The sequence below is a fragment of the Enterovibrio baiacu genome, from assembly GCF_004120195.1.
In the GTDB taxonomy this organism is placed as follows: Bacteria; Pseudomonadota; Gammaproteobacteria; order Enterobacterales; family Vibrionaceae; genus Enterovibrio; species Enterovibrio baiacui.
In genome coordinates, this window is record NZ_SCHN01000008.1 from 369,399 (window position 1) to 395,734 (window position 26,336).

Here is a 26,336-nt window from a genome sequence, read left to right on the forward strand (position 1 = left end):
TTTTTGTTTCCTGAAAGTGGTTGAGCACGCTCGAATCCCGAGGTACTCAAAATAAAAGCAAACCACCGTTAGATGCAGGAATCAGCGAGCATCTTCAGGTGTCTGGGTATAACTGTAATAGATTTTGAACATGAGATCCTACTGACTCACCGTGGGTAATCAAGTGTTTTGTGAGTAACCAATAAGAATTGAGACCAAACGCGCCAACGAAAGTCCATGAATGCGTTAGTCTTTGTTAATTATATTTTACATTGAGGATGCCGCCATGTGCACCGCGACAACGAATTTGCCGCACACGTCGTCTTACTACGCAGCGACAGCTAAATACCCGCAACGCTATCCGCAATTGTCAGAATCCATTTCTGCCGATGTGTGTATTGTGGGCGGCGGGTTCAGTGGCGTGAACAGTGCGATTGAACTGGCGCAGCGCGGGTATTCCGTGGTGTTGCTTGAATCTAACAAGATTGGCTGGGGCGCATCGGGTCGAAACGGCGGAGAGCTTATTCGTGGTATCGGCCATGGGATAGAGCAATTCACCAACCAAATTGGGCGAGAGGGCGTAGATGCCATCAACCAAATGGGCGTGGAAGCGGTGCAGATCGTCAAAGATCGCGTGGACGAATTTAATATCGACTGCGATCTGGCGATGGGCTATTGCGATCTCGCGTTAAAACCTGCTCACATCAAAGAGCTACAAGAAGACTTTGATGCGTTAACGGCATCAGGTTACCCCCATGACATAAAAATGCTGAGCAAAGCTGACCTTGCAGAGGTGATTGGCTCCGATCGCTATACGGGCGGCATGCTCGACATGGGAAGTGGTCACTTACACCCACTCAACTTAGTGGCGGGCGAAGCGGTCGCCGCGGCGTCATTGGGCGTACAAATCTTTGAAGACAGCGCCGCCGTGCGCATCACGAAAGGTGACAAGCCGGTAGTGAAAACGGAAAAAGGGCAAGTGACATGCCGTTACCTATTGCTGGCGGGCAATGCGTATATCGGCCATAAACTCGAACCTTATATTGGTGGAAAGGTGTTGCCTGCAGGAAGCTACATCATTGCCACCGAGCCTTTAACGGATGAACAAGTCCGTCAGACCATTCCTCAAAACATGGCGTTTGCGGATCTAAGCATTGCGCTGGATTACTACCACCTCTCGGGCGATAACCGTCTCTTATTTGGCGGCTTGTGCACGTATTCTGGCAAAGACCCTAAAGACATCACAGGCGCACTATTGCCGAATTTAGAGCGTGTTTTTCCAACACTCAAAGGAATTAAGATCGACTTCGAGTGGGGAGGCATGATTGGCATAGGCGCAAACCGACTACCGCAAATCGGTACCTTGCCAGATTCGCCAAACATCTTTTACGCGCAAGCCTATTCAGGTCATGGCGTGAACGCGACGCACATGGCTGGCAAAGTCATTGCTGAAGCTATATCGGGTACGGCTGAACGCTTTGATGTGTTTGCGCGCGTGAAACACATGACGTTTCCGGGGGGGCCGTTACTTCGCTCGCCGTTGCTCGCCATTGGCATGACGTATCATCGAATCAAAGAAGTGCTTCAGTAGCTCAATGTAATGCTCGGCACTTGATTTCTATGAATAATAAATTCAGTGACTTAGCGTCTCAAAAATAAGCGAGAGATGCCTTGTCATACTTTTCTCGTTTTCCGGTCTCCTAGTAGGTCTGCAATACTTTTCGAAAGGCCTTCAGGGAAGGTGTCATTGTAAGACGTGGGTTAAATCAGGAGATAAAAATGACTGGAAAACGCAATAAAGTGACCTTCACGAGTGGCGGGTTGGAACTTGCTGGGTTGCTGGAAACCCCTGAACAAAATGTACGTGGCTATGCCTTATTTGCGCACTGTTTTACCTGTGGCAAAGATGTGGCTGCGGCATCACGCATTTCACGCGCATTGGTCAACATTGGTTTTGCTGTCTTTCGATTTGATTTCACCGGCCTTGGTGGCAGTGACGGCGACTTTGAGAACACCAATTTTTCATCGAACGTCGACGACCTTGTTGCGGCGGCGGATTTCTTGCGCGATAACTATGAAGCCCCGCTGCTGCTTATCGGACACAGCTTGGGTGGTCGCGCGGTGTTGTCTGCAGCGCATCGCATCCCAGAAGTGTCAGCGGTCGCGACAATCGGTGCACCTGCGGATGCAGAACATGTGTCGAAGCAATTCGCTGCACACGTTGAAAACATTGATGCAGAAGGGCAGGCGGAAGTGAGTCTTGCAGGTCGTCCGTTCACCATAAAAAAACAATTCCTTGATGATATTCGTGCAGAGAACGATGACATCGAGAACTTGCGTGTGCCTCTGCTGGTGATGCACTCGCCCATCGACAGCATCGTGCTGATCAAAGAAGCGGAAAAAATCTACACCCGTGCCAAACACCCGAAAAGCTTCGTCACCTTGGACACTGCCGATCACCTGCTCACCAACAAAGATGATGCGCAATACGTGGCTGAGCTCATTGCAGCGTGGTCGCAACGCTACATCGACAAAGCCTCGCCCATCAAAGAAGCAGAAGCTGGCGTCACACGCGGCGAAGTGCTGGTGAGTGAGCACAATAAAGCCTTTACGCGCACCATCCAAACTGACCACCACCAGTGGTTTGCTGACGAGCCGATTGATTTTGGTGGCGACAACCTTGGCCCCGATCCTTACGAACATGTGCTGGCAGGACTGGGTGCGTGTACCTCCATGACCATTCGCATGTATGCCAATCGCAAGAAACTCCCGTTGGATGATGTGAAAGTCACCCTGTCCCATAGCCGCCAACACGGCGCGGATTGCGAACACTGCGATGAAGAACATTCGAAAGTCGAAGTCCTCGCGCGCACCATCGAGCTGGTGGGTGATTTGACGGACGAACAACGTCAGCGCCTGCTGGAAATCGCGGATAAGTGTCCGGTGCATAAAACGCTGGAAAGTAAGATCGTGATTACGACGGCGTTGGCGGAGTAGGGGAAGAGCGGGAAGAGCGGGAAGAGCGGGGAGAGCAGGAAGCGCCAGATGGCGAGTTGCGAGTGTCGAGAAAGAGCAGATTAGAGCAAGAGCTGAAAATTAGAACTTGACGGTTATTGTTCGTAACACACACTGAGAGTCGTACCTCGTACCTCGTACCTCGTACCTCGTACCTCGTACCTCGTACCTCGTACCTCGTACCTCGTACCTCGTACCTCGTACCTCGTACCTCGTACCTCGTACCTCGTACCTCGTACCTCGTACCTCGTACCTCGTACCTCGTACCCCCAACAAAAACGGGCAGTGAATCCACTGCCCGTTTTTATTCTCGTATACTTGCTGTTACCGCTACAACGCAATCCACGTTGCTTTCACTTCCGTGTATTTCTCAAACGCATGGAGTGATTTGTCGCGGCCGTTGCCGGATTGTTTATAACCGCCGAACGGTGCGGTCATGTCGCCGCCGTCGTAGTGGTTGATCCACACCATGCCAGTACGCAGAGCTTTTGCGGTTTTGTGGGCTTTGCTGATATCGGATGTCCACACTGCAGAGGCTAGACCGTAGTCAGTGTCGTTGGCAATCGCGATGGCTTGTTCTGGGGTATCAAAGGTAATAACGGAGAGCACTGGGCCGAAGATTTCTTCGCGTGCGATGCTCATGTCATTGTTCACGTTATCGAACACGGTAGGTTCAACAAACAAACCGCCAGAGGCTTCCATCACTCTTGTACCACCGCAAACAAGGTTTGCGCCTGCGTCTGTGCCTTTGCCGATATAGCTCAGCACGGTATCCAATTGCTGTTGATCGACCATGGCACCGACCTGTGTGTCGGGATCGAGCGGGTGTCCAGGTTGCCAGTTCTTCAATGCGGCAACCACTTTTTCAACAAACACATCTTTGATGGATGCTTCAACGAGAAGGCGAGAGCCCGCGGTGCACACCTCGCCTTGGTTGAAGGCAATGGCAGAGGCCGCAGATTCTGCTGCTGCATCCAAATCCGGTGCGTCTGCGAACACAATGTTCGGGCTTTTACCCCCCGCTTCTAGCCAAACGCGTTTCATGTTGGATTCGCCCGCGTAAATCATCAATTGTTTGGCGATGCGTGTTGAACCTGTGAAGACCAAGGTATCGACATCCATGTGCAGCGCGAGCGCTTTGCCTACGGTATGCCCAAAGCCCGGCAATACGTTTAACACGCCTTTTGGCATGCCAGCGTCTACGGCTAATTGGCCTAAACGCAGCGCGGTAAGCGGCGATTTCTCTGACGGTTTTAGGATCACGGAATTACCCGAAGCAAGGGCAGGGCCGAGCTTCCAGCACGCCATTAGCATGGGGAAGTTCCAAGGAACAATCGCTGCGACGACACCAATGGGTTCACGGGTGACCATGCCGATTTCATTGTGTGGCGTGGGCGCGAGTTCGTCGTAAATCTTGTCGACGGCTTCTCCTGACCAACGGATAGCGCGTGCTGCGCCATAGACATCGACGGCCTTGGAATAGCGGATAGGTTTACCCATGTCGAGGGTTTCAAGCAGTGCTAATTCGTCACGGTTTTCTTCGATCAATTCCGCGAAGCGAATAACGACTTTCTTACGTTCTGCTGGAGGAAGCTGAGACCAAGCGCCACTCTCAAAAACCTGGCGTGCGCTGGCGACGGCATTGTTGGCATCGTCAGTGTCACAGCTGGCGACATCCGCAAGTAATCGCCCGTCAATGGGACTCAAGCAGGGGAAGGTTTCTCCTGATACAGCATTGACGTACTCACCATCGATAAAAGCCTGACCGCGAATTTCAAGGCGGTTAGCGTAAGATTCCCAATCATTGCGTGATGATAACGACGACATAATTGCCTCTCTAATCCATGTGTTTAACGCACTCTTTGCTCACTGTGCACCATTTCAAAATATTTTACAATTGGCCTATTTTGTTCAATTTATAATCGATATGGCGTGTTTACTGTTCGTTATATTTGACATAGTATTGCAAATATTGCTCGTTCAGCAACAACTCGTTAACAACGTAAAGCGCAAAGGACACCTGATTATGGCAGAGCAGAATCCGAACAATGCACATGCACCGTTAGATAACTTCTGGATGCCGTTTACGGCTAACCGTCAATTTAAGTCGACGCCTCGATTGTTAGCGAAAGCCGAAGGCATGTATTACACGGATGTAGACGGAAATTCAGTGCTTGATGGGACAGCAGGGCTTTGGTGCTGTAATGCAGGACATAGTCGTCGCGAAATTTCGGATGCGGTTAGCCGACAAATTTCTGAACTCGATTACGCCCCCACGTTTCAAATGGGTCATCCCCTTCCTTATGAACTTGCCCAGCGTCTCGCGGCACTTTCTCCGGGGGATTTGAACCGCGTCTTTTTTACCAATTCGGGATCTGAGTCAGGTGATACCGCGCTAAAAATTGCGCTGGCTTATCAGCGTGCAAGAGGCCATGCAAATCGCACCATGTTCATTGGTCGTGAGCTGGGTTATCACGGCACGGGGTTTGGCGGCATTTCGGTAGGAGGAATGGTCAACAACCGTAAAGCGTTTAGCAGTCAATTGCTGCCGGGCGTCGCGCACCTTCCACATACCTTGGACATTGAACGCAATGCCTTTTCTCGCGGCTTGCCTGAACACGGGATCGAGAAAGCGGATGCGTTGGAACAGCTCATCGCCTTGCATGGCGCAGAAAACATCGCTGCCGTGATGGTGGAGCCCATGTCCGGCTCTGGCGGTGTGGTATTGCCACCGGTGGGATATTTAAAACGCCTTCGTGAAATCACCACAAAACATGACATCTTGCTGATTTTTGATGAAGTGATCACTGGGTTCGGCCGTGTTGGTGATGCGTTTGCGGCGCAGCGCTGGGATGTCACACCTGACATCATTACGACAGCAAAAGCCCTGACAAACGGCGCGATTCCGATGGGCGCTGTGCTTGTCAGTGAACAGATTTATCAGGCATGCATGCAAGCCCCAGACGATACCATCGAGCTTTTCCATGGCTACACCTACTCAGGGCACCCCGTTGCGGCTGCCGCCGCGTTGGCAACCCTTGATATCTACCGCGATGAGAACTTGTTTGCGCGTTCTCGACACATGGAAACAGAGTGGGAAAGCGCGCTGCATTCTCTGGCTGGATTAGATCATGTCATTGATGTGCGAAACACGGGGCTTATTGGCTGCGTGCAGTTTGCTCCAAGTGCTCAAGGGGCAGGGAAGCGCGGTTACGAGGTCTTTACACAATGCTTCCAAGATGGCGTTCTCGTGCGCGCATCGGGCGACATCATTGCGCTGTCACCGCCGCTAATTTTGGAATCTAAACACATCGATCAAATCGTCACGACATTAGAAAAAGCCATTAAATCGGCATCTTGATTGTGCCTATTGCTGAGGGAAATACGGACATGACATCAGTAACACACTACATCGACGGTAAATACACTGCCGCGAGCGAGCGAAGCCAATCACTCTACAACCCCGCGACAGGGCAAGTGTCCGGAAGCGTATCTCTTGCGTCTGCAAGCGAAACCGCGGATGCAGTGGCGTCGGCAAAAGCGGCATTTCCTGCTTGGTCTGAAACCCCACCATTAAGACGTGCGCGCGTCATGTTCAAGTTCAAAGCGCTGGTGGAAGAGCACCTTGATGAACTTGCCGCCTTGATCACGCAAGAGCATGGTAAAGTCATTGATGACGCAAAAGGCGAGCTTACTCGTGGACTCGAAGTGGTGGAATTTGCCTGTGGTATTCCGCACCTTTTAAAAGGCGAAATGACGGAGCAAATTGGCGCGGGTATTGATGCATGGTCACTCAATCAGCCTTTGGGCGTGGTGGCCGGTATTTCCCCGTTCAACTTTCCCATCATGGTTCCCATGTGGATGTTTCCTATTGCCATTGCGTGCGGCAATACGTTTGTGATGAAGCCTTCAGAGAAAGATCCGAGTTCGACGTTACGCATTGCAGAATTGCTCACAGAAGCGGGCTTACCTGATGGTGTGTTTAACGTGGTGAATGGCGACAAAGAAGCGGTGGATGTGCTTTTGACGCATCCAGATGTACAAGCGGTCAGTTTTGTAGGCTCGACACCCATTGCAGAATACATCTACAGCACAGCCTCTTCGCACGGTAAGCGAGTTCAAGCACTGGGCGGCGCGAAAAACCACATGGTGGTAATGCCCGATGCGGATATTGATCAAGCGGTTAATGCCTTAATGGGCGCGGCTTATGGCTCTGCGGGAGAGCGTTGCATGGCGATATCTGTGGCGGTCGCTGTTGGCAATGTTGCTGATGCGCTCATTGACAAATTGACACCGAAAGTTGAAGCGTTACGCGTGGGCAACGGCACTATCGACGGCATGGAAATGGGGCCTTTGGTCACCGCTGAGCACTTGAAGAAAGTCGAAGGCTACGTGGCACAAGGTGTTCAAGAGGGCGCGACCTTAGTGGTGGATGGGCGTGGCGTGAAGGCGGAAAGTGCGGACGGTGGGAATGCTGAAGGTTTCTTCCTTGGCGGTTGCTTGTTCGACAATGTCACGCCAGACATGACGGTGTATCGCGACGAAATTTTTGGCCCTGTGCTCGCGATTGTACGTGTGCCAGATTACGCCACGGCGGTAAAGCTTATCAACGAACATGAGTTTGGCAACGGCACTGCTATCTTCACGCAAAACGGCGATGCCGCGAGACAATTCTGTCATGAAATCCAAGTGGGGATGGTGGGCGTGAACGTGCCCATTCCTGTTCCCATGGCGTTTCATAGTTTTGGTGGCTGGAAGCGCTCTTTGTTCGGCCCGTTGCACATGCATGGCCCTGACGGTGTGAGGTTTTATACGCGACGCAAGGCAATCACGGCGCGTTGGCCAACCGGTATTCGTACCAATGCCGATTTCATTATGCCAACCATGAAATAGCATTTATGGCGTGAAACAGCGTCTGATACCCGAAATAACGGGGAAAAAAAAGGAGCCCATCTGATCTGGCTCCTTTTTTCTCTCTTCTGCTTTCTCGCTTGCTATGCGACGTGTTCGGTGACATCGCCGAAGGGAATGCGCTCAGGTTTGCTCAGTTGGTAACCTTGAAACAGGTCGAAACCCAACTTACGTGCGAGTATCAGTTCTTCAGGGGTTTCTATCTTTTCCGCGAGAAGCAGAAACCCTGTTGTTAATTTGCAATCCAACACAAAGCGGCTGATGGTCTCAGGGGAAAGCGCGCGAAAATCAAGCTTCACAATGTCTGCCAATGGCAGGAAAGGTCGCCACGCGTCGCACGGGTTGAAATCATCAAAGGCGATGCGATAACCGCGGTTTTTCAAATCAACCAGAACATCGAACAACACAGTATCAGGCACGCAATTCTCTAGCACTTCTATCACCAAATCTTGCGGTGGGTAGTTGAGCGCTGTGCCATTGATCAGGCTTTGATAAGAGAAGTTAACGAAACATGGTTGGCCGTCTGAGACGGTTCGGACAGAGGTTTTCCCTGAGACAAAGAGGTCATTTAGCACGATCTCAGTGGCATATTCAGCGGCAACGAGAGGAAACGTATCGCAACGACCATCTCTAAAAAGCAACTCATAACCAACGAGTTGATTCTGTCGATTGAAAATAGCCTGTCGTGCAATGTTAGAGCTCATATGAAGCCAAAATGCCTATGAATTAGGGACACCTGATAAGTGTATTGGATGTCTTAAAAATGAGAGTGCCAATAAAGACTGATATTTCGCGACGAAAATTAAATCATCAAATTCATACTTTTTTAAACTTGATGAATTTGAGGGCATTGAATTTCGAGGGAGTATTCGGTTAGAACGACCGTGTTTCCAACTTGCAGCCGTCTTTGGTGCAGGCAAGTACCGAGCCCTGAGTATACCAATCGCCTAAAACGATTCGTTGCGCGAGATCATTGCCGATTGAGAAGGTATGAATATCTGGACGATGTGTGTGACCATGAATCATCGTCATTACACCTTCCGATGCCATCACACGTGAGACTTCACCCTGATCAACATCCATGATGTCTTCCGTTTTCTGTTGATTGCTCTCTGTGCTGCCTTTGCGGATCTTACTGCCGATGTTCTTGCGGTAAGACAGAGGGAGGCGCATGAATAGCCATTGGGCAAAAGGGTTATGCACTTTTTTCCTATAGCGCTGATACCCTTCATCCTGAATACACAAGGTGTCGCCATGCAGAATCAGGGTGGGTTTTCCGAACAGATCAATCACGGTGTGTTCAGGTAGCAAGGTCATGCCTGACGCTTTTGCGAAACGTTTGCCGATCATGAAATCGCGGTTGCCATGAATGAAGTAAATGGCCACGCCTTTGTCGGAGAGCACTTTCAGTGCGGCTGCCACCTCGTGATGAAGTGGAACGTCGTCGTCATCACCTACCCACACTTCAAACAAATCGCCAAGAATATACAAGGCCGACGCATGAGGCGCTTCATCGTTTAAAAAACGGTAAAAACAATCGGTGATTTCAGGATGAGAGGGGCTGAGATGAAGATCGGATATAAAAAGTACTGTCATAGGAAAGAGGGCAGCAAGTAACCTTGCTGCCCCTCATTGTCTTATTCTTCGATGGTTACGCTGTTGATCAGCACTTCTTCAACAGGCACGTCTTGGTGAACGTAACCCCATTTGCCCGTTGCAACACCTTTGATCTTGTTAACAACGTCCATGCCTTCAACCACTTCACCGAATACACAGTAACCCCAGCCATCCATAGACTCAGACTTGTGGTCTAGGAAAGTGTTGTTACCCACGTTTATGAAGAATTGTGAACTTGCTGAATGCGGTTCCATCGTACGCGCCATTGCAATGGTACCAATTGTGTTGCTTAGACCATTGTTTGCTTCGTTCTTGATAGATGCGCCAGTTTCTTTTTCTTCCATGCCAGACGCCATACCGCCGCCTTGGATCATGAAACCGTCGATGACACGGTGGAAAAGCGTGCCGTTGTAGAAACCGTCACGGCAGTACTGCATGAAGTTTTCTGACGTGAGTGGCGCTTTTTCAGTGTTAAGTTGGATTTTGATGTCACCAAAATTGGTATGAAGCGTAACCATGTTTTGTTCCTAATTTAATTAGCTTTTAGCTTAGACGTTTGATTCTATCCCAACGGGCGCGACATTCAACTGATTACGGAGAAAAAGCCTTCCCGATAACGGTGTGGTCTTCATGTTGCAACGTAATTCTGTCTATTAATCGGCCTATGTCGAAATCAGTGATGGCTTAGATGCTCACAATCAGAGCAAACTGCGCTAAATTCCATTGATTTGCACCATCAAATCGAACGCCTAACCACCTTTTGAAACCCAGTGTCTTGAGGTAATATACATCTCTAGTGTTTAGCTAATAATTGTAATGGGTAACTCGACAACCATGTTAAAAATCTATAACTCTCTCACCAAACAGAAAGAAGAATTCAAACCGATTGAGCCAGGCAAAGTTGGCATGTATGTGTGTGGGGTTACCATTTACGATTTGTGTCACATCGGCCACGGTCGTACTTTCGTGTCTTTTGATGTGGTGTCTCGCTACCTGCGTTTTTTAGGTTTCGACCTGAAGTTTGTTCGCAACATCACTGACATTGACGACAAGATCATCAAACGTGCTGCTGAAAACGGTGAGAGCTGTGATTCACTGACCAACCGTTTGATTGGCGAAATGCATGCGGATTTTGATGCATTGAACATGAAGCGCCCAGACATCGAACCACGCGCGACAGAGTTCATCGCTGAAATCATCGAGCTGGTTGAGCGTCTGATTGAACGTGGTTATGCCTACGTTGCATCAAATGGCGACGTGCTGTTTGAAGTGGCGAAATTTGACGATTACGGCAAGTTGTCTCGTCAAGATTTGGATCAGTTGCAAGCCGGTGCGCGCGTTAACATCGAAGAAGCGAAAAAGAGTCCACTGGATTTTGTATTGTGGAAAATGTCTAAGCCGGGTGAGCCAACATGGGAATCTCCGTGGGGCGCAGGTCGTCCGGGCTGGCACATTGAATGTTCTGCAATGAACTCAGCGATCCTTGGTAACCATTTCGATATTCACGGTGGCGGTTCAGATTTGACTTTCCCACACCATGAAAACGAAATCGCACAATCTTGCTGCGCCCATGATACCCAGTATGTAAATACTTGGATGCACAGCGGCATGGTGATGGTTGACCGTGAGAAAATGTCAAAATCGCTGGGTAACTTCTTCACCATCCGTGACGTTCTAGGTCATTACGACGCAGAAACTGTGCGTTACTTCTTGATGTCGGGTCACTACCGTAGTCAGTTGAACTACAGCGAAGAAAACCTCAAGCAAGCACGTGCTGCCGTTGAGCGTTTGTACACCGCATTACGTGGTCTTGATTTGTCTGTTGATGCTGAAGGTGGCGATGCATTTGTTGAGCGCTTTAAAGCGGCAATGGATGACGACTTTAATACACCAGAAGCGTATTCCGTACTGTTTGATATGGCGCGTGAAATCAACCGTCTAAAAGCGGAAGATACCTCTTCTGCTGAGAAGCTGGCTGCACGCATGCGTGAACTGGCTGACGTGCTTGGTTTGTTGGGTCAAGAGCCTGAAGCTTTCCTTCAAGGAAACGCAGCAGGTGGCGATGATGATGAAGTCGCGAAGATTGAAGGCCTGATCAAAGCGCGTAACGATGCGCGTGCAAGCAAAGATTGGGCGGCTGCCGATGCAGCGCGAGATGCACTGACCGACATGGGTATTGTGTTAGAAGATGGTGCTGCTGGCACAACCTGGCGTCGCAAGTAAACACGACGGGAACATCGAGAAAAATAAAACGGAGCTTAGGCTCCGTTTTTTTATACCTGTTTTTCATCATGGTGTTTCTAGGGCGCGCATGCCGAGGTGTGAGCATGCTTTGGGCGCGAAGAGGGAAAAAATGGTCGAGCTCAGTCAAAAGAGAAACATGCTGTTTAAGTAAATTTAACAATTCTATGTCACTAGATATACATGTTTAGAGTCGGTCAAAGTTGGCACTAATTTTAATGTGACAACATATTCATCTGTAACTGTTTGAATTTCTTGGTGTGACTAAAATGCCAGATAATTCGCGTATAGAAAACATGTCATTTTCTCAAAGATAGAACAAGAAAAAATCCTGCATATCCCATGATGTCGGTAGTCAACGTGAAAGGTTTTTGAGCCCTGTCTTGTGGTCAGGTGGGGTTCGCCCGATTGAGCTGTACGGAAACTTTTGATGTTGCTCTCTAGGAAAAGAGATTAACGATAAGTCTTTAAGGACAGCAGCAATGAACAAACTAATTTTCTCTACAACACTACTGAGTACGCTCATTTCTACTTCGTCATTTGCCTTTGAGGTGTATTCCAATGACGATTCTTCTCTACTTTTAGGCGGTCGAGTCGAACCGCGTTTTAATGTTTCAGATGCCAATACCGTCGAAAAAGACGCTGATGGAAATTTTGTTACTGACGCGAACGGTGAAGGAGTTGTTGATTCAAATAAGAGTTCGTTTGATGACATTAGCCGAGCACGTATCTACATTGATGGCACAACCCGCGTCAATGAAGATGTCTCTGTGTTTGGTTTTTACGAAGGTGAGCTGACGTCTGGTAGCTCTGAAATTGAAAACCGATACATGTACGCAGGTGTTGCGACAGGTTTTGGTGCGTTCTCTTATGGTAAACAGGACTCTGCGCAGGTGATTCTGACAGACGTGACTGACATCATGGAAACGTTCGGGGGCAGTGCCTCAGATCTTGTGGTAGGCAACCAAGACAAGCGTGAAAACAACTTTGTTTACGAGCTTGAAATTCCTTTTGGTGTGACAGCGACTGCGAACTACATTGCGTCTGATGAAGAGAACAATGATAGCGCGGGTCTTTCACTGATCTATGACGATCCGATTGGCTTTGCTTTTGGTGTCGGTTATGTGGATGGAAAGCAAAATGACGTTGATGCAAACCAAATGAACGTGGTTGCTTCCTACGCCGTCGGTGATTTCTACATGGGCGGTATATACGTCTCGGGCGAAATCGACAACGTGGATGTAGATGGTTATGAAATCGCAGCCGCTTACACGCTAGACGATTTTGTTTTCCGCTATGTTTATAACAACCGCGATGCAGACAACAAAACGAAGATTTCTGATTTCGAAGTTGATTACCACGCGATCGAAGGTGTTTACAACGTGACCAATAACTTCTTGGGTTATGCAGGTTATGAGTTCAACCGTCTTGACGGTAAGCAAAACGATGACCAGTTCCAAGCGGGTATTCGTTACAACTTCTAACGGATAGTGACCGGATAAACATAATGAAAAAGGAGCCTTTAAGGCTCCTTTTTGAGTTTTGGAAGGGGGTGCTTTATTCCGCGCCTGACGCTACTTAGCTGAGGCCTGGGAATAGCGCGCGCATACCATTCGCAATAAATTCAATACCCAGTGCACCAAGGATTAAGCCCATGATACGGGTGATAACGTTGATACCCGTTTGACCAAGGAACTTCACAATGGAGGGACCTAGACGTAGCAATACCCAAATACCCGCGGAGAACAGGCCAATGGTGCCAATTAACCCCAAGGTATCTAACGAACTTGGGTAGCGAGACGAATACACAATGGTTGAACTGATGGCGCCTGGTCCTGCTAGCAATGGCATTGCAAGAGGAACCACACCGATCTGTTCGCGACTGATGGACTCTGATTGTTCTTGTTTGTTCTGTTTCACTTCGCCGAGTTTACCGCTCATCATGGTGAAGGCAATACTGACGAGCAGCATACCGCCCGCGACGCGGAACGAATCTAGCGAGATGCTGAACAGATCCAACAGTAATTGTCCCGCTAAAAGAGAAACAATCAAGATGGCGGCAACAGCAAGGCTTGCGGTGTAAGCCGTTTTGTTCCGTTCAGCAGGATCTTGGTGTGCAGTCAAAGACACAAATATCGGCATGATGCCCAGCGGATTCACTGCGGCAAACAGACCAATGAAAAATTGAAAAAATATTACAAGCTCGATGCTATTCATTCCAATCACTCGATGGGTGACACGATAATCTGATTTCGATCGCAAATATCTCAATCATCGGCGCTAGTATAGCGTCGAATTATCAAATGCCAATTGCTAGATAGCGCGGGATCGTCTAGCAACGAATTTAACCAGTGATAGATTCATCGATAACAGCACGAAAAATAAATTAAGTATATTTAAAACAGATAGATAAGATTTTTGGAAAGCTGGGGTTACACAGTTTCACCTTGAAATAAGTATGACGTGGGTCACATTAAAATAACTTATTCAACAAATGTCACTGAAAGTCGTTATACATGTGTATGAGCCACGAAAGCAGTGTGTTACATTCCCGTGGTTTTGTTGTGGAATTTGGTCAATAAAGCCAATGATAGCCTGCGATATGTCTAGTAAATGTACAATAAACGAAAATATTTATGAAAGTTTACTACATATGATCCTGATCAATTTCCTGAGTTTGTGAAAATCTATAATCGGTTTTGAAAGTTATTTACTAAATGCTTGCCAAGGCTCACTGAGGAAGTGTGACGCTTAGGCCTCTAACAAAACGAGCATGTAGTTACTAAATAATTTTCAAACTTTAGGTATGTAGGAGACAACTATGCCTGTAACTAATGTAGCTGAACTCAACGCAATGGTTGAGCGCGTAAAAAAAGCGCAGAAAGAATTTGCAACTTACTCACAAGAGCAAGTTGATAAGATTTTCCGTGCTGCTTCTCTAGCTGCTAACAACGCCCGTATTCCTCTGGCACAACAAGCTGTCGAAGAATCTGGCATGGGTATTGTCGAAGACAAGGTTATTAAAAACCACTTCGCTTCTGAATTTATCTACAACAAATACAAAGACGAAAAAACCTGCGGCATTTTGGAAGAGAACGACGAGTTCGGTACTTTCACTATCGCTGAACCTGTAGGTATCATCTGCGGTATCGTTCCAACCACCAACCCAACCTCAACGGCTATCTTCAAATCTCTTATCTCTTTGAAGACGCGTAACGGTATTATCTTCTCGCCACACCCACGTGCTAAAAACTCAACGAACGACGCTGCGAAGCTGGTTCTTGACGCTGCCGTTGCTGCTGGCGCACCAAAAGACATCATCGGTTGGATCGACGAACCATCTGTAGAATTGTCTAACCTTCTTATGAAGCACGATGACATCAACCTTATCCTTGCAACTGGTGGTCCAGGCATGGTTAAAGCGGCTTACTCTTCAGGTAAACCTGCTATCGGTGTAGGCGCAGGTAACGTGCCAGTTGTTATCGATGAAACGGCTGACGTGAAACGCGCAGTAGCTTCTATCCTGATGTCTAAAACGTTCGATAACGGTGTTGTGTGTGCTTCTGAGCAAGCGGCAATCGTTGTTGATTCTGTTTACGACGAAGTGAAAGCACGTTTTGCTTCTCACAAAGGTCACGTACTAAGCAAAGACGACGCAGCGAAAGTACGTAAAGTACTGCTTATCGATGGCGCGCTTAACGCGAAAATCGTTGGTCAGCCAGCGGTTAAGATTGCTGAAATGGCAGGCGTAACAGTACCTGCAGACACCAAAGTACTTATCGGTGAAGGTCTAGGTAAAGTGTCTTATGACGATGAATTCGCGCATGAGAAACTGTCTCCAACCCTAGGTCTGTTCCGCGCTGATGATTTCGAAGATGCCGTTGCTCAAGCAGTGACCATGGTTGAAATCGGCGGTATCGGTCACACTTCTGGCCTATACACTGACCAAGACGTTAATGCAGACCGCATCCGTTACTTCGGCGACAAGCTGAAAACAGCACGTATTCTTGTCAACATCCCAACCACTCACGGTGGTATCGGTGACCTGTACAACTTCAACGTTGCACCATCACTGACATTGGGTTGTGGTTCATGGGGTGGTAACTCTATCTCTGAGAACGTAGGTCCTAAGCACCTTATCAACAAGAAGACTGTAGCGAAGCGAGCTGAAAACATGCTGTGGCACAAACTACCTAAATCTATCTACTTCCGCCGTGGTAGCCTGCCAATCGCACTGAGCGATTTGGAAGGTAAAAAACGCGCGATGATCGTGACTGACCGCTTCCTGTTCAACAACGGTTACTCTGACGAAGTTGTTGCCTTGCTGAAAGCACAAGGCATGGAAGTGCAAACCTTCTTCGAAGTAGAAGCAGACCCAACACTGTCTGTTGTAGAGAAAGGTGCTGCTGCAATGCAGAGCTTCCAACCTGATGTAATCATCGCACTGGGCGGCGGTTCACCGATGGATGCAGCGAAAATCATGTGGGTAATGTACGAGCACCCAGAAACGCATTTCGAAGAACTGGCAATGCGCTTCATGGACATCCGTAAACGTATCTACAAATTCCCTAAAATGGGTAAAAAAGCAGAATTGGTATGTATCACTACCACGTCTGGTACAGGTTCAGAAGTGACGCCTTTCGCGGTTGTTACTGACGACAAGACCGGTGCGAAATACCCACTGGCTGACTACGAATTGACACCACAAATGGCAATCGTAGATGCAAACCTAGTGATGAACATGCCTAAGTCGCTAACCGCATTCGGTGGTTACGATGCAGTGACTCACGCACTAGAAGCATACGTCTCTGTTCTTGCAAACGAGTACTCTGATGGTCAAGCGCTTCAAGCTCTGAAGATGCTGAAAGAATACCTACCATCAAGCTACGCGAACGGTGCTAAAGACCCAATCGCACGTGAGAAAGTACACAACGCAGCGACCATCGCAGGTATCGCGTTTGCTAACGCATTCCTAGGAGTATGTCACTCAATGGCGCACAAAATCGGTGCTGAGTTCCACCTACCGCACGGTCTGGCGAACGCACTATTGATTTCTAACGTGGTTCGTTACAACGCGAATGACAACCCAACGAAGCAAACAGCATTCTCTCAGTACGACCGTCCACAAGCACGTCGTCGTTACGCAGAAGTGGCTGAGCACTTGGGCCTAGCACAAATCGGTGACAGCACTGCACAGAAAATCGAGCGTCTACTTGCTTGGTTGGAAGAGCTGAAAACAAACCTAGATATCCCATTGTCTATCCAAGCGGCGGGTGTGTCTGAGTCTGATTTCCTTGCGAAACTGGATGAGCTAGCAGTAGAAGCATTCGATGACCAATGTACTGGTGCAAACCCACGCTACCCATTGATCACCGAACTGAAAGAAGTACTGGTTGCTTCTTACTACGGTAACGCGTTTGTTGAAGGTGAAACGTTCGAAGGTACAACTGTTATCAAGAAGAAAGCAGACCAAGAAGCCGCGAAACCAGCAGCAAAAACAAAGAAAGAAGCAGCTAAAGCGTAATGCGATAACTGACTCTTAGAAAAAAGCCCGCAGATGCGGGCTTTTTTTATGGTTCTTTTTGGAGAATGCTTTGATCAGCTAGCGGCTTCGAGAATACGTCCTGTGAAGCTGTCGTTTTCTACGATGTAAGCAGCACCGTCAATCATGTCATAGTTAATCGCAGGGTGATGATGAATCAGCCCTTTGTCGTTGTGGCGTAAACGCGGCAGCACGCCCCCAACGCGAATGTTTGCGTGCTCAAGTTCTTGCGCCCAACTTTGGGTAAGCCCTCTAATCACCGCGTTCGAACTGTCTAACGTGGCTTCTTTTTCCATATCAGTCAGCACGCCTGGAATATTCACAATCACGCCTTTGCGTCCGGTATCGAGCATATTGAAGGCTGCACCGCGGCCAAAGAGATATAAGTTGGATGCCACATCAGCAATGGTTTGATTCACGGTATCGCTGCTGGCCAGGAGACACGGTAGGCCACCGGCTTGCCAATAGTTGATCAGAACATCAACCGCCCCCATTTCTCGGTTTACTTCCTCAAACAGATAAGAAATGTTCTCTACATTTCGACTCTCCAAGAAGAAGGAGAAACAACTGCCACCCGCCGTTAAACAGGACTCATAGGTTGCCTGAAGTTTTTGGCAATCTGTATCAACCAATGCCACGCGCGCCCTAAGTTTACAGAAATGCTCGGCCATTGCGCGACCTGTTGGTGTTCCTGCTGCTGTGATTACAATGACGGATTTGGCAATATCCATTGTCTGACCTTACTTATCTGTTTTCGACTCATCCATTGTTATACTGCTTTCATTAACAACTTATACCCAGCTTTTTAAGAGGTGGATAACAATCTTGGACCATGATCTGCGAAAGTGGTATGTAGATGTGCAAAAAAGAGTGTGCAAACTGTGTGCAAAGTTAATTTTTTAGGAAGTGATCACAGTTATGTTTTATTTGGGAATCTAGCTTGAAGCGGAAGGGTGATCGTGTTAGGTGTTTTTGGTTTGTGCTATAAAATCAAAAGGTTAGGCGTGAGCGCTTAGTTCTTGGTAACGCTTGGCGGTAACCAATTGATTATACAGATTTACCGGATCCAGTTCGGTAGTTGTACGGTTTTCAGCAGCTAGCTTTCTACGCTGGTGACCTGACAGATTATGATACACATCTTCGCCCAAATCATGTGTTCCAAATGCAGGAAAATGTAGCGCAGAAGGTGAAACGCAATGGTTCAGTCGCGCACTGTCGATACCTGATTGGTGAAAGGCATCTGCTTGTTTTCCACAAAGATCGTAATCGATGTCTTCCGCTGAAAGTCGAGCAGGTTCAGGAAGATTAAGCGCTTTACGCAAATCGGCGTCTGTCGATTTTTCTGGATAAGGGGGATCGATAGGGGTGGTTTCTGTTGCATCCACAGAGAGCAGCGCAAGCATCAATGCAAAATCCGAACGACGGCCTTGCGTCACAGCGTGGCTAAGCTGATCGCCTAGCTGAACATCTGTGATTAAATTGGCTTTGTCGAGTGCGTGAATTTGCATAATTCTCTACGGTTATGTCGGATACCTTTTTTGTATCGGCATAAATGACCGTTGCTTTAGGCTTTATTTCACTCTTTTTTCATTTAGTTACGGGTGGTTAGAGAGTGTCCAACAACGAAAAAAGCCCGCAATGCGGGCTTTTAGATTCGACATTCATTGTCATGTCGCTGTCACTGCAACGGATAAGTACGCTGCCGCCTCAAGCGTTCAGCGCTTGCTCCAAATCAGCGATAATGTCGTCAATGTGCTCGATACCCACAGATAAACGAATCATTTCAGGTGAAACGCCCGCTTGTGCTTGCTCTTCTTCACTCAACTGACGGTGCGTGGTTGAAGCAGGGTGGCATGCCAGTGATTTTGCGTCCCCGATGTTTACCAAGCGCTTAAACAAGGCCAAGGCATCATAAAAACGCACGCCAGCGTCGTAGCCGTCTTTCATGCCGAATGAAAGAATCGCTGAAGGTTGTCCTTTCATGTATTTCTGCGCAAGGGCATGGTGCTCAGAATCTGGCAGACCTGCATAGCTCACCCAGCTTACTTTCTCGTGACCTTGAAGGTATTCCGCTACTTTCAGTGCGTTTTCAACGTGGCGTTCCATGCGCAATGACAGCGTTTCCAACCCTTGCATCAACATAAACGCATTCATTGGAGAAAGTGCAGCACCCGTGTTTCGAAGAGGTACAGTTCGGGCACGGCCAATGAAGGCAGCATCACCGAATGCTTCGGTATACACCACGCCGTGGTATGCCGCTTCAGGCTGGTTAAACACAGGGAATCGTGCTTTATGCTGCGCCCACGGGAATTTACCGGAATCGACAATCACGCCGCCCAGCGTTGTGCCGTGTCCACCTATGTATTTGGTGAGTGAGTGGACGACGATGTCAGCACCGTGTTCAATCGGCTTACACAGAACAGGCGTCGCAACGGTGTTATCAACGATCACAGGCACGCCTTGTGCGTGGGCAAGTTCAGCCACTTTCGCCAAATCGATGATGTTACCCGCTGGGTTACCGATACTTTCGCAGTAAACCGCCTTTGTGTTTTCATCAATCAACGCGGCCAGGCTTTCTGGCTTGTCGTCTTTTGCAAAGCGTACTTCAATACCTTGTTTTGGCAGCATGTGCGCAAACAAGGTGTAAGTGCCGCCATAAAGCTGTGGCGTAGAAACGATGTTGTCACCAATTTCCGCCAAGGTTTGGATTGCATAATTGATTGCCGCGCTTCCCGCGCTCACAACCAAACCTGCAATACCGCCTTCCAATGCTGCCATGCGTTGTTCAAGCACGTCATTGGTTGGGTTCATAATACGGGTATAGATGTTGCCAGGAACGGCAAGGTTAAACAGATCTGCACCGTGCTGGGCGCTGTCGAATTCATAAGCAACAGTCTGGTAGATAGGTGTCGCAACAGACTTCGTTGTCGGGTCAGTTTGATATCCAGCGTGAATGGAGAGTGTTTCGTCTTTCATTTTTCATCCTTGTAAATGGAACCACATCAGCTCTCCACTATGGCACAAAGAAAAAAAATGTAGGTTGTTTGTGCTCAAGTTTCTCACATCGGATAACGAGCCTTTGCAATAAGCCCAAATAACTTGAAGACGCCGGATCCAGCAAGCACCTTCAGTTTGTTTGGGCATAAACCTATTACGCCTTTGGACTGATACGTTGTCGCCACATATGCACGCGGTATACCCCAGCGAGCGCCACACAAATAAACGCGGGTGCAGCAAAAGAATACGCGCCCATCATGGGATAAATGATGGCGCTGACTGTACCACCAAGAATGAAACCGGCAACGATGACGCAAAACAGCACCAGCTTGCGTTGGTTTAACGGATGCCCGCGCATGAGCGCACCAAACATTAAGCCCAAGTCGGTAATGATGCCCGTGATGTGGGTGGTTCTCACAATCGCCCCGCTATAACTGGTGACGAGGGCATTTTGAATCCCGCATGCCGCGGCTGCGAAATACAGTCCATAAGCTACACCCTGCTGCATCGGGTATATCGCCGCAACGAGCAGCAAAGCTTCGATGATCAGCAGGAAGTCATATCGACGGCCCAAGATCAGCGTGCCGTCTTTCAACACCACACCAGACAAAAATGCGCCGCCAAAGAAACCGGCTAACACACCCATCAAGTGAACAAACTTCACGGGATTATTGTTAATGATGTCGGTGCCAATCAGTGTCGCAGTGCCTGACAGGTGGGAAATGGCCTGATGTTCAAACCCCAATAACCCAATACCGTTCACGCAGCCCGCTGTCATCGCAAGCACAAACGCACCGTACTCAACCCATTTGGGCAGTTTGGAAATCACGTAAAAACCTTTGTTGAAAATGCTAACCAGAAGGAGAGACAGCAAAGATTGCTGAAAGATCGTGAATTCTACACCAATCAAGCACAACGCGGGTGGTTGAGATCAAGACGGGTGTAGAAAGAAGTGAGAGGTGGGAAAGGTGGTGGCGCTAACTTTGCGGATCGATGGTCACATCACCGTGAATAACGCATTGGCACGCTAAGCGGCGCTTGTCGCCATCCAGGTCCAGCGTATCCAGCAAGTCTTGCTCGTCTTCATTTTTCGGGGAGACGTTATGCATGCCAGACACCACATCAATCAAGCAGGTTCCACATGCTGCCGAGCGACAACCAAACGGCACTTCATTGTCTCGGCTGTCTTCGAGATCAATCAAAGAGCTGTTCGCAGGAAGATCGACACTTTTTCCGGTTCGAGAGAAGGTCACTCTTGGCATGAATTCGATCCTTTACTGTTAAATGAAGAAAAAACGCAAAAGCGAAGCATGATTTCAAGTTGCTAATAATAAGCATAATTTAATTTCTAAGAATTGCGCTTTAGATTATTTGTACAGATATTTGATATATTGAAGTGACAATTTATAGGCATATTGGTTTCTTATTGTACAGATGATTGCAGGCCGTTAATTCAATGGCCGCAACACAAAACGAGCGCACGGAATAAAAACCGATTCAACACATTGTGCTATTTGTTTAATGAGTAAGAAAAAAGTAAGAGGCCGTTATGTCACAGGAACTCGCGCTACCCAATACCGTATTTCAACAACTTCCCGCTATTGTTCGTAGACGTGATGTTCCGTTCTCGGTGTGGGCGCAGGAAGTGCTGCTTATCGGCCTCAATTACTTCTCCGCAAATGCCGCTTGTTTATCGCGCATTGATAATAAAGAACTTCATATCGTTGAATGTATTTCAGAAGGCAGTGTGCCTGAGCGTTTCTCAGGGCAGGTTGTGCCGGTCAGCAGTACGTTTTGTGGGATTGCTGCAGGGGCAGAAAGCGCCATTCTTGCGCCGGATACCCAGCAACATGAAAAGCTCTCGGGTCACCCGGCGTTAAATGCGCTCCCTCAAGGGTATTGGGGAGTCGCAATCTATTTTGGTGGTGCGGTATGGGGGACCTTGAGTTTTTCTCGTAACACCGCTGAGCCACGACACAACGACGCGCAAGATGAAGATGCCTTGGTGCTAATGGCAGGGATGCTAGAAATGAAGTTAGAGAATGAAGAATACAGCGCCGAACTTGAAGGGGCGAGGCAGTCTTACAGCGAGTTGAGCCAACGACTCGAACATTTACAATTCGTTGATCCGCTAACGGAACTCCCAAGTCGCCGTGCCTTGTTTGATTATCTTCACCGCGAGCTAAACCAACTTATCCGTCGCGATGGGGAAGGGGCGGTGGCGCTTGTAGATATCGATTTTCTGCGCATGACTAACGAGAAGTACGGCCACGATGAAGGGGATCGCATCCTGAAAGGGGTCGCGACAGCACTTCGCCATGCCATTCGAAACTATGACTATGTGGCGCGTTATAGCGGTGAGCAATTCATTGTCTGGTTACCGGATACCTTGCAATCTGAAGTCGCGAAGGTTTGTGAGCGCATGGCAGCTCATGTGAACAAATGCTTGCTTGATGGACAACCTGTCACCATCAGTGTGGGGTATTGCGCGTTTAGAAGTGACAGTGAATACCCTATCTCTTATGCCCGTGCGTTAGATAAGCTGATCAACATGGCACACAATGCCTTGCTTGAGGCCAAAAATCAGGGAAGAAACTGCGCCGTGTCGGCATCGAAAAAACCTATTACGATCACATCCTTAACGACTCCGGGCTAGCCAAATTAGACTGACCACTGAATTCATTTGCGATAACGTGGTTGATAACACTGAAAAAGTCTAAGCTTTTAATAAGTGTATCAATTGTTGGAATGTGTTTTTGTGAAGATGTCTGAGAGCGAAAAGGTGATTCGACGCCTTTATCAAATCACACATGATTATGATAAAGGGTTCGACCATCAAATAGCCGAGTTGCTTCAAATGGGTTTGGAGCGCTTTAATCTCGATATTGGCATTCTTTCTCTGATCACTGAAGGCCGTTACATCATTCAACATGTGGTATGTCCTAACGATGTTCCTCTCAAAGCGGGTGATGAGTTTTCTTACGATCTTTCCTATTGCTGGGTAACGGTGGATGCAGGCGGCCCGATCGCGATTGAACATGTGGGTGAATCAGATGTGTTGGGCCAACACCCTGCGTATTTAGAGTTTGGTTTGGAATCCTACATTGGTATTCCCATTAAGCTTGCTGGTGAAGTCATTGGTACCCTGAACTTTACCAGTCCGAATCCTTACCCACGTGAATTTCGAGACATTGATATTGATTCGCTCAAGCTCATGGCGACGTGGATAGAAGTTGAATTAACCCGCCAACAACAACGCGAAGAGCTTGAAAGACTCAACCGCAAGCTTGAGAGCTTAGTGCGCACCGATCCCCTCACGGAATTACCCAACAGACGCTTCTTGTTTGAGCACATAGGGCAAAGCCTCAACATGCTTAATCGACGTGAATCACAAGGCGCTGTGGTCTTGGTCGATCTCGATCATTTTAAGTTGGTGAATGACACCTATGGCCACCAACGGGGCGATCTTGTGCTGATGGAAGTGGCGGAAGTGCTCAGAAATGCGATTCGAAATTATGATTTTGTTGGGCGTTACGGCGGTGAAGAATTCATGCTGTGGTTACAAGATATCGAGCTTCACAAAGTTGATGCTGTGTGTGAGCGCATTCGACAAGGACTGAGCAAGATGCCGCTGGAGGGTATTACCGTGACAGCGAGTATGGGCGTGTGCCATTTCCATTGCGAAAATACGCCATCGTTTAGCGCGGAAGAAACCATTGATCGCATCATCTACTTGGCTGATACCGCATTGTTTGATGCAAAAGGTGCAGGCCGAGACTGCTATGTCATCTACAAAAACACCTCGCTTGCCGTCAGTGAATTAGAAGAATTAGCTTAGTCTGATGTGAGATTGAGAGAATGCGAGAATGCGAGAATGCGAGAATGCGAGAATGCGAGAATGCGAGAATGCGAGAATGCGAGAATGCGAGAATGCGAGATTACGAGATTACGAGATTACGAGATTACGAGATTACGAGATTAGGACAGTCTCTCGCTCTATTCTCTAATCTCGTATCTCAAATCTCTTACCTCTAAACCTCAACGCTCTTCCCCCTACCTATACAAATAAACAGATAGAAAATAATTCACCTGATCGTTAATCGCCTTAATGATCATCGCCATCTCCGTGACGTCTCCACCGCTTGTAATATCCCAAGGAATAAACTTGTCGTAAGCAGGAAAAGGCTTGCCTGATTGCACGGCAGAAGGCGTCAACGCCACAACAAAATCAACGTGTTCCTCAGCATACTCCTCCAAAGGCTTTAAGTGCGCAGACGTGCAATCAATGTTGTACCGACGAAGAGTCCCGCAGGCAGCCTCTTCATTAAACACCTTCCCAGTAAACCCACTGACTGCGACGTAGTGGCTGTCTGCCTTATGGTTCAAAACACTTTGTGCAATCAAAGAGAACCCTTGTTGCCCATCACACAGAAATAATACCCGCGGCTTTTTGTCGACGCGCAGTGTTTTGCGTTTGTCTGCCGATGTGGCATCAGGGTTGTGTGTGCAGGTGTTTGAGGTGACGTGTTGTATTGGCTGAGTCATCCGTTTCTCTCGTATTTTTTTATTACTAAGCCACGTGCTGAAACTGCGCAAGCAAATGAGTGTGAGTGATATGTATCTCGTTTTATTTATTTTGTGTTGGTGTGTCTTGTGGACGTTTTGCTTTATGGAAAAAGCATATTCATTGAACCGAATACGCCTGAACGCCGCGAAAACAGAGTATGTCGGATATGTGTCAATGTTATGACGAATGGGTGTCATTAATGTTTGGTGTTTTGTGTGAATGGGTCGTAACGAAAACTTCACAATTCATTCAGGGAAGTGTCACATAAGAAATCTAAATTTGTCCGCAGACATGAGGCAAAACTTAATAGCTCAACGGTAACAACGCCAGAGAGCGAACATTTCAAAAATATCGACTTGGAGGTTGATGTGAAACTTAAGGCTCTGATTGCGGCATCTACAGTATGCCTGTCAACGTTTGCAGCGGGCAACGCAGCGGCAGCAACACGTGACTACATTAGTATTGTTGGTTCCTCAACAGTGTACCCATTTGCGACAGTGGTAGCGGAACGCTTCGGTCGCACCTCAGAATTCTCGGTACCAAAAATCGAATCTACCGGTTCAGGCGGCGGTTTGAAGCTGTTCTGTGCAGGTGTTGGCGAAAACACGCCAGACATCACCAACGCATCACGCAAAATCAAAAGCTCTGAAGTCGCACTTTGTGCGAAAAACGGCGTGAAAGACATCGTTGAAGTGAAAGTGGGCTACGACGGCATCGCATTCGCTAACTCTAAAAAATCAGAGCAGTTCGATATCACTCTGAAAGACCTTTTCACCGCACTCGCGAAAGTCGTACCTGATGCAAACGGCAACCTGATTGAAAACCCCAACAAAACATGGAAAGACGTAAACGCGTCACTGCCAGCGCTGAAAATTGAAGTGCTTGGTCCACCGCCAACGTCAGGTACTCGCGATGCATTCGTTGAGCTAGCAATGGAAGGTGGTTGTAAGCAGTACCCAACATTGAAAGCGATGAAAAAAGCGGACAAGAAAAAGTTCAAAGCAGTGTGTCACGGTATTCGTGAAGACGGTGCATTCATCGAAGCGGGCGAGAACGATAACCTTATCGTTCAGAAGCTAGATGCAAACCCAAGTGCATTCGGCATCTTTGGTTACAGCTTCCTTGAGCAGAACTCTGACAAAGTACAAGGCGCAAAAATTGGCGGTGTAGTACCAACGTTCGACGCGATTGGCGACGGTTCTTACCCTGTATCTCGCTCACTGTACTTCTACGTGAAAAAAGCACACGCAGACGTGATTCCAGGTCTTCAACAGTATGTTGCAGCCTTTACCTCTGAAGATGCAATTGGTGACGAAGGTTACCTGACAGACCGTGGTTTGATTCCACTGTCAGCACGTGATTGGAAACTGGTTCGCAACAGCGCAGTAGATTTAACACCAAATCTGTAAGTTGTAACCCCTGAGTGGTGTGTCGAGAGGCACGCCACTTTTGCTGTTTATTCAAGCA

General features: G+C 48.1%; 21 protein-coding genes. 10 read left to right on the top strand and 11 right to left on the bottom strand.

Features of this window, described 5'->3' with window-relative positions; translation table 11 throughout:
• The first annotated feature begins 265 nt into the window (after window positions 1–265).
• Together EQP46_RS08585 and EQP46_RS08590 are read left to right on the top strand one after the other, a co-directional pair.
• Complete coding sequence (locus tag EQP46_RS08585) at window positions 266–1,570, top strand: NAD(P)/FAD-dependent oxidoreductase (RefSeq protein WP_129493246.1); 1,305 nt, start codon at window positions 266–268, stop codon at window positions 1,568–1,570.
• 188 nt (window positions 1,571–1,758) lie between these two features.
• A complete protein-coding gene (locus EQP46_RS08590; protein ID WP_129493247.1) occupies window positions 1,759–2,976 on the top strand; it encodes a bifunctional alpha/beta hydrolase/OsmC family protein in 1,218 nt (405 codons plus the stop codon).
• A gap of 348 nt (window positions 2,977–3,324) precedes the next feature.
• On the opposite strand, the gene EQP46_RS08595 is transcribed toward EQP46_RS08590, so the two are convergent.
• Entirely contained in the window at window positions 3,325–4,821 is a 1,497-nt protein-coding gene (locus tag EQP46_RS08595) for an aldehyde dehydrogenase (protein ID WP_129493248.1), read from the bottom strand.
• 199 nt (window positions 4,822–5,020) lie between these two features.
• Between EQP46_RS08595 and aptA the strand changes: the two genes are divergently transcribed.
• Together aptA and EQP46_RS08605 are read left to right on the top strand one after the other, a co-directional pair.
• Window positions 5,021–6,355: an omega-aminotransferase AptA gene (aptA, locus tag EQP46_RS08600; RefSeq protein ID WP_129493249.1), complete on the top strand. Its 1,335-nt coding sequence runs from the start codon at window positions 5,021–5,023 to the stop codon at window positions 6,353–6,355.
• A gap of 29 nt (window positions 6,356–6,384) precedes the next feature.
• The gene (locus EQP46_RS08605; protein ID WP_129493250.1) at window positions 6,385–7,887 is read left to right on the top strand and encodes a CoA-acylating methylmalonate-semialdehyde dehydrogenase; all 1,503 of its coding nucleotides are present in this window, start codon (window positions 6,385–6,387) and stop codon (window positions 7,885–7,887) included.
• Between the two features lie 101 nt (window positions 7,888–7,988).
• On the opposite strand, the gene EQP46_RS08610 is transcribed toward EQP46_RS08605, so the two are convergent.
• The 3 genes from EQP46_RS08610 to EQP46_RS08620 all read right to left on the bottom strand — a co-directional run bounded on the left by EQP46_RS08610 (window position 7,989) and on the right by EQP46_RS08620 (window position 10,040).
• Window positions 7,989–8,609, bottom strand: coding sequence for an EAL and HDOD domain-containing protein (locus EQP46_RS08610; RefSeq protein ID WP_129493251.1), 621 nt, complete (start codon window positions 8,607–8,609; stop codon window positions 7,989–7,991).
• Window positions 8,610–8,778: 169 nt separating this feature from the next.
• Window positions 8,779–9,501, bottom strand: coding sequence for a UDP-2,3-diacylglucosamine diphosphatase (gene lpxH / locus EQP46_RS08615; RefSeq protein ID WP_129493252.1), 723 nt, complete (start codon window positions 9,499–9,501; stop codon window positions 8,779–8,781).
• 41 nt (window positions 9,502–9,542) lie between these two features.
• Window positions 9,543–10,040 (bottom strand): peptidylprolyl isomerase, encoded by a 498-nt coding sequence (locus EQP46_RS08620; protein ID WP_129493253.1) that lies wholly within the window; start codon window positions 10,038–10,040, stop codon window positions 9,543–9,545.
• A gap of 316 nt (window positions 10,041–10,356) precedes the next feature.
• Here EQP46_RS08620 and cysS point away from each other — a divergent pair, with 316 nt between their 5' ends.
• Together cysS and EQP46_RS08630 are read left to right on the top strand one after the other, a co-directional pair.
• Window positions 10,357–11,745 carry a cysteine--tRNA ligase gene (cysS, locus tag EQP46_RS08625; RefSeq protein WP_129493254.1) on the top strand — a complete coding sequence of 463 codons (1,389 nt, stop codon included), beginning with the start codon at window positions 10,357–10,359 and terminating at the stop codon, window positions 11,743–11,745.
• A gap of 500 nt (window positions 11,746–12,245) precedes the next feature.
• Window positions 12,246–13,247, top strand: coding sequence for a porin (locus EQP46_RS08630; RefSeq protein WP_129493255.1), 1,002 nt, complete (start codon window positions 12,246–12,248; stop codon window positions 13,245–13,247).
• A 94-nt stretch (window positions 13,248–13,341) separates the two neighbouring features.
• Here the strand turns inward: EQP46_RS08630 and EQP46_RS08635 are convergent, their stop codons facing one another.
• Window positions 13,342–13,980 carry a YchE family NAAT transporter gene (locus tag EQP46_RS08635; RefSeq protein WP_129493256.1) on the bottom strand — a complete coding sequence of 213 codons (639 nt, stop codon included), beginning with the start codon at window positions 13,978–13,980 and terminating at the stop codon, window positions 13,342–13,344.
• Window positions 13,981–14,584: 604 nt separating this feature from the next.
• On the opposite strand from EQP46_RS08635, the gene adhE reads away from it, so the two are divergent.
• The gene (gene adhE, locus EQP46_RS08640) at window positions 14,585–17,287 is read left to right on the top strand and encodes a bifunctional acetaldehyde-CoA/alcohol dehydrogenase (protein ID WP_129493257.1); all 2,703 of its coding nucleotides are present in this window, start codon (window positions 14,585–14,587) and stop codon (window positions 17,285–17,287) included.
• A gap of 74 nt (window positions 17,288–17,361) precedes the next feature.
• Here the strand turns inward: adhE and EQP46_RS08645 are convergent, their stop codons facing one another.
• The 5 genes from EQP46_RS08645 to EQP46_RS08665 form a co-directional block, all read right to left on the bottom strand.
• A complete protein-coding gene (locus tag EQP46_RS08645; RefSeq protein WP_129493258.1) occupies window positions 17,362–18,036 on the bottom strand; it encodes an SDR family oxidoreductase in 675 nt (224 codons plus the stop codon).
• A gap of 267 nt (window positions 18,037–18,303) precedes the next feature.
• The gene (locus EQP46_RS08650; protein ID WP_129493259.1) at window positions 18,304–18,813 is read right to left on the bottom strand and encodes a VC2046/SO_2500 family protein; all 510 of its coding nucleotides are present in this window, start codon (window positions 18,811–18,813) and stop codon (window positions 18,304–18,306) included.
• 199 nt (window positions 18,814–19,012) lie between these two features.
• Window positions 19,013–20,281, bottom strand: coding sequence for an O-acetylhomoserine aminocarboxypropyltransferase/cysteine synthase family protein (locus EQP46_RS08655; RefSeq protein ID WP_129493260.1), 1,269 nt, complete (start codon window positions 20,279–20,281; stop codon window positions 19,013–19,015).
• A gap of 175 nt (window positions 20,282–20,456) precedes the next feature.
• Window positions 20,457–21,131, bottom strand: a complete 675-nt coding sequence (locus tag EQP46_RS08660) for a YoaK family protein (RefSeq protein ID WP_129493261.1) — start codon at window positions 21,129–21,131, stop codon at window positions 20,457–20,459.
• A 148-nt stretch (window positions 21,132–21,279) separates the two neighbouring features.
• Window positions 21,280–21,564, bottom strand: a complete 285-nt coding sequence (locus EQP46_RS08665) for a 2Fe-2S iron-sulfur cluster-binding protein (RefSeq protein ID WP_129493262.1) — start codon at window positions 21,562–21,564, stop codon at window positions 21,280–21,282.
• A gap of 287 nt (window positions 21,565–21,851) precedes the next feature.
• Here EQP46_RS08665 and EQP46_RS08670 point away from each other — a divergent pair, with 287 nt between their 5' ends.
• Together EQP46_RS08670 and EQP46_RS08675 are read left to right on the top strand one after the other, a co-directional pair.
• Window positions 21,852–22,958, top strand: a complete 1,107-nt coding sequence (locus EQP46_RS08670) for a sensor domain-containing diguanylate cyclase (RefSeq protein WP_129493263.1) — start codon at window positions 21,852–21,854, stop codon at window positions 22,956–22,958.
• Between the two features lie 108 nt (window positions 22,959–23,066).
• A complete protein-coding gene (locus EQP46_RS08675) occupies window positions 23,067–24,140 on the top strand; it encodes a sensor domain-containing diguanylate cyclase (RefSeq protein ID WP_129493264.1) in 1,074 nt (357 codons plus the stop codon).
• Window positions 24,141–24,355: 215 nt separating this feature from the next.
• Here the strand turns inward: EQP46_RS08675 and EQP46_RS08680 are convergent, their stop codons facing one another.
• Window positions 24,356–24,847: an arsenate-mycothiol transferase ArsC gene (locus EQP46_RS08680; protein ID WP_129493265.1), complete on the bottom strand. Its 492-nt coding sequence runs from the start codon at window positions 24,845–24,847 to the stop codon at window positions 24,356–24,358.
• Between the two features lie 390 nt (window positions 24,848–25,237).
• On the opposite strand from EQP46_RS08680, the gene EQP46_RS08685 reads away from it, so the two are divergent.
• Window positions 25,238–26,278 (top strand): substrate-binding domain-containing protein, encoded by a 1,041-nt coding sequence (locus EQP46_RS08685; protein WP_129493266.1) that lies wholly within the window; start codon window positions 25,238–25,240, stop codon window positions 26,276–26,278.
• Window positions 26,279–26,336: the final 58 nt, after the last annotated feature.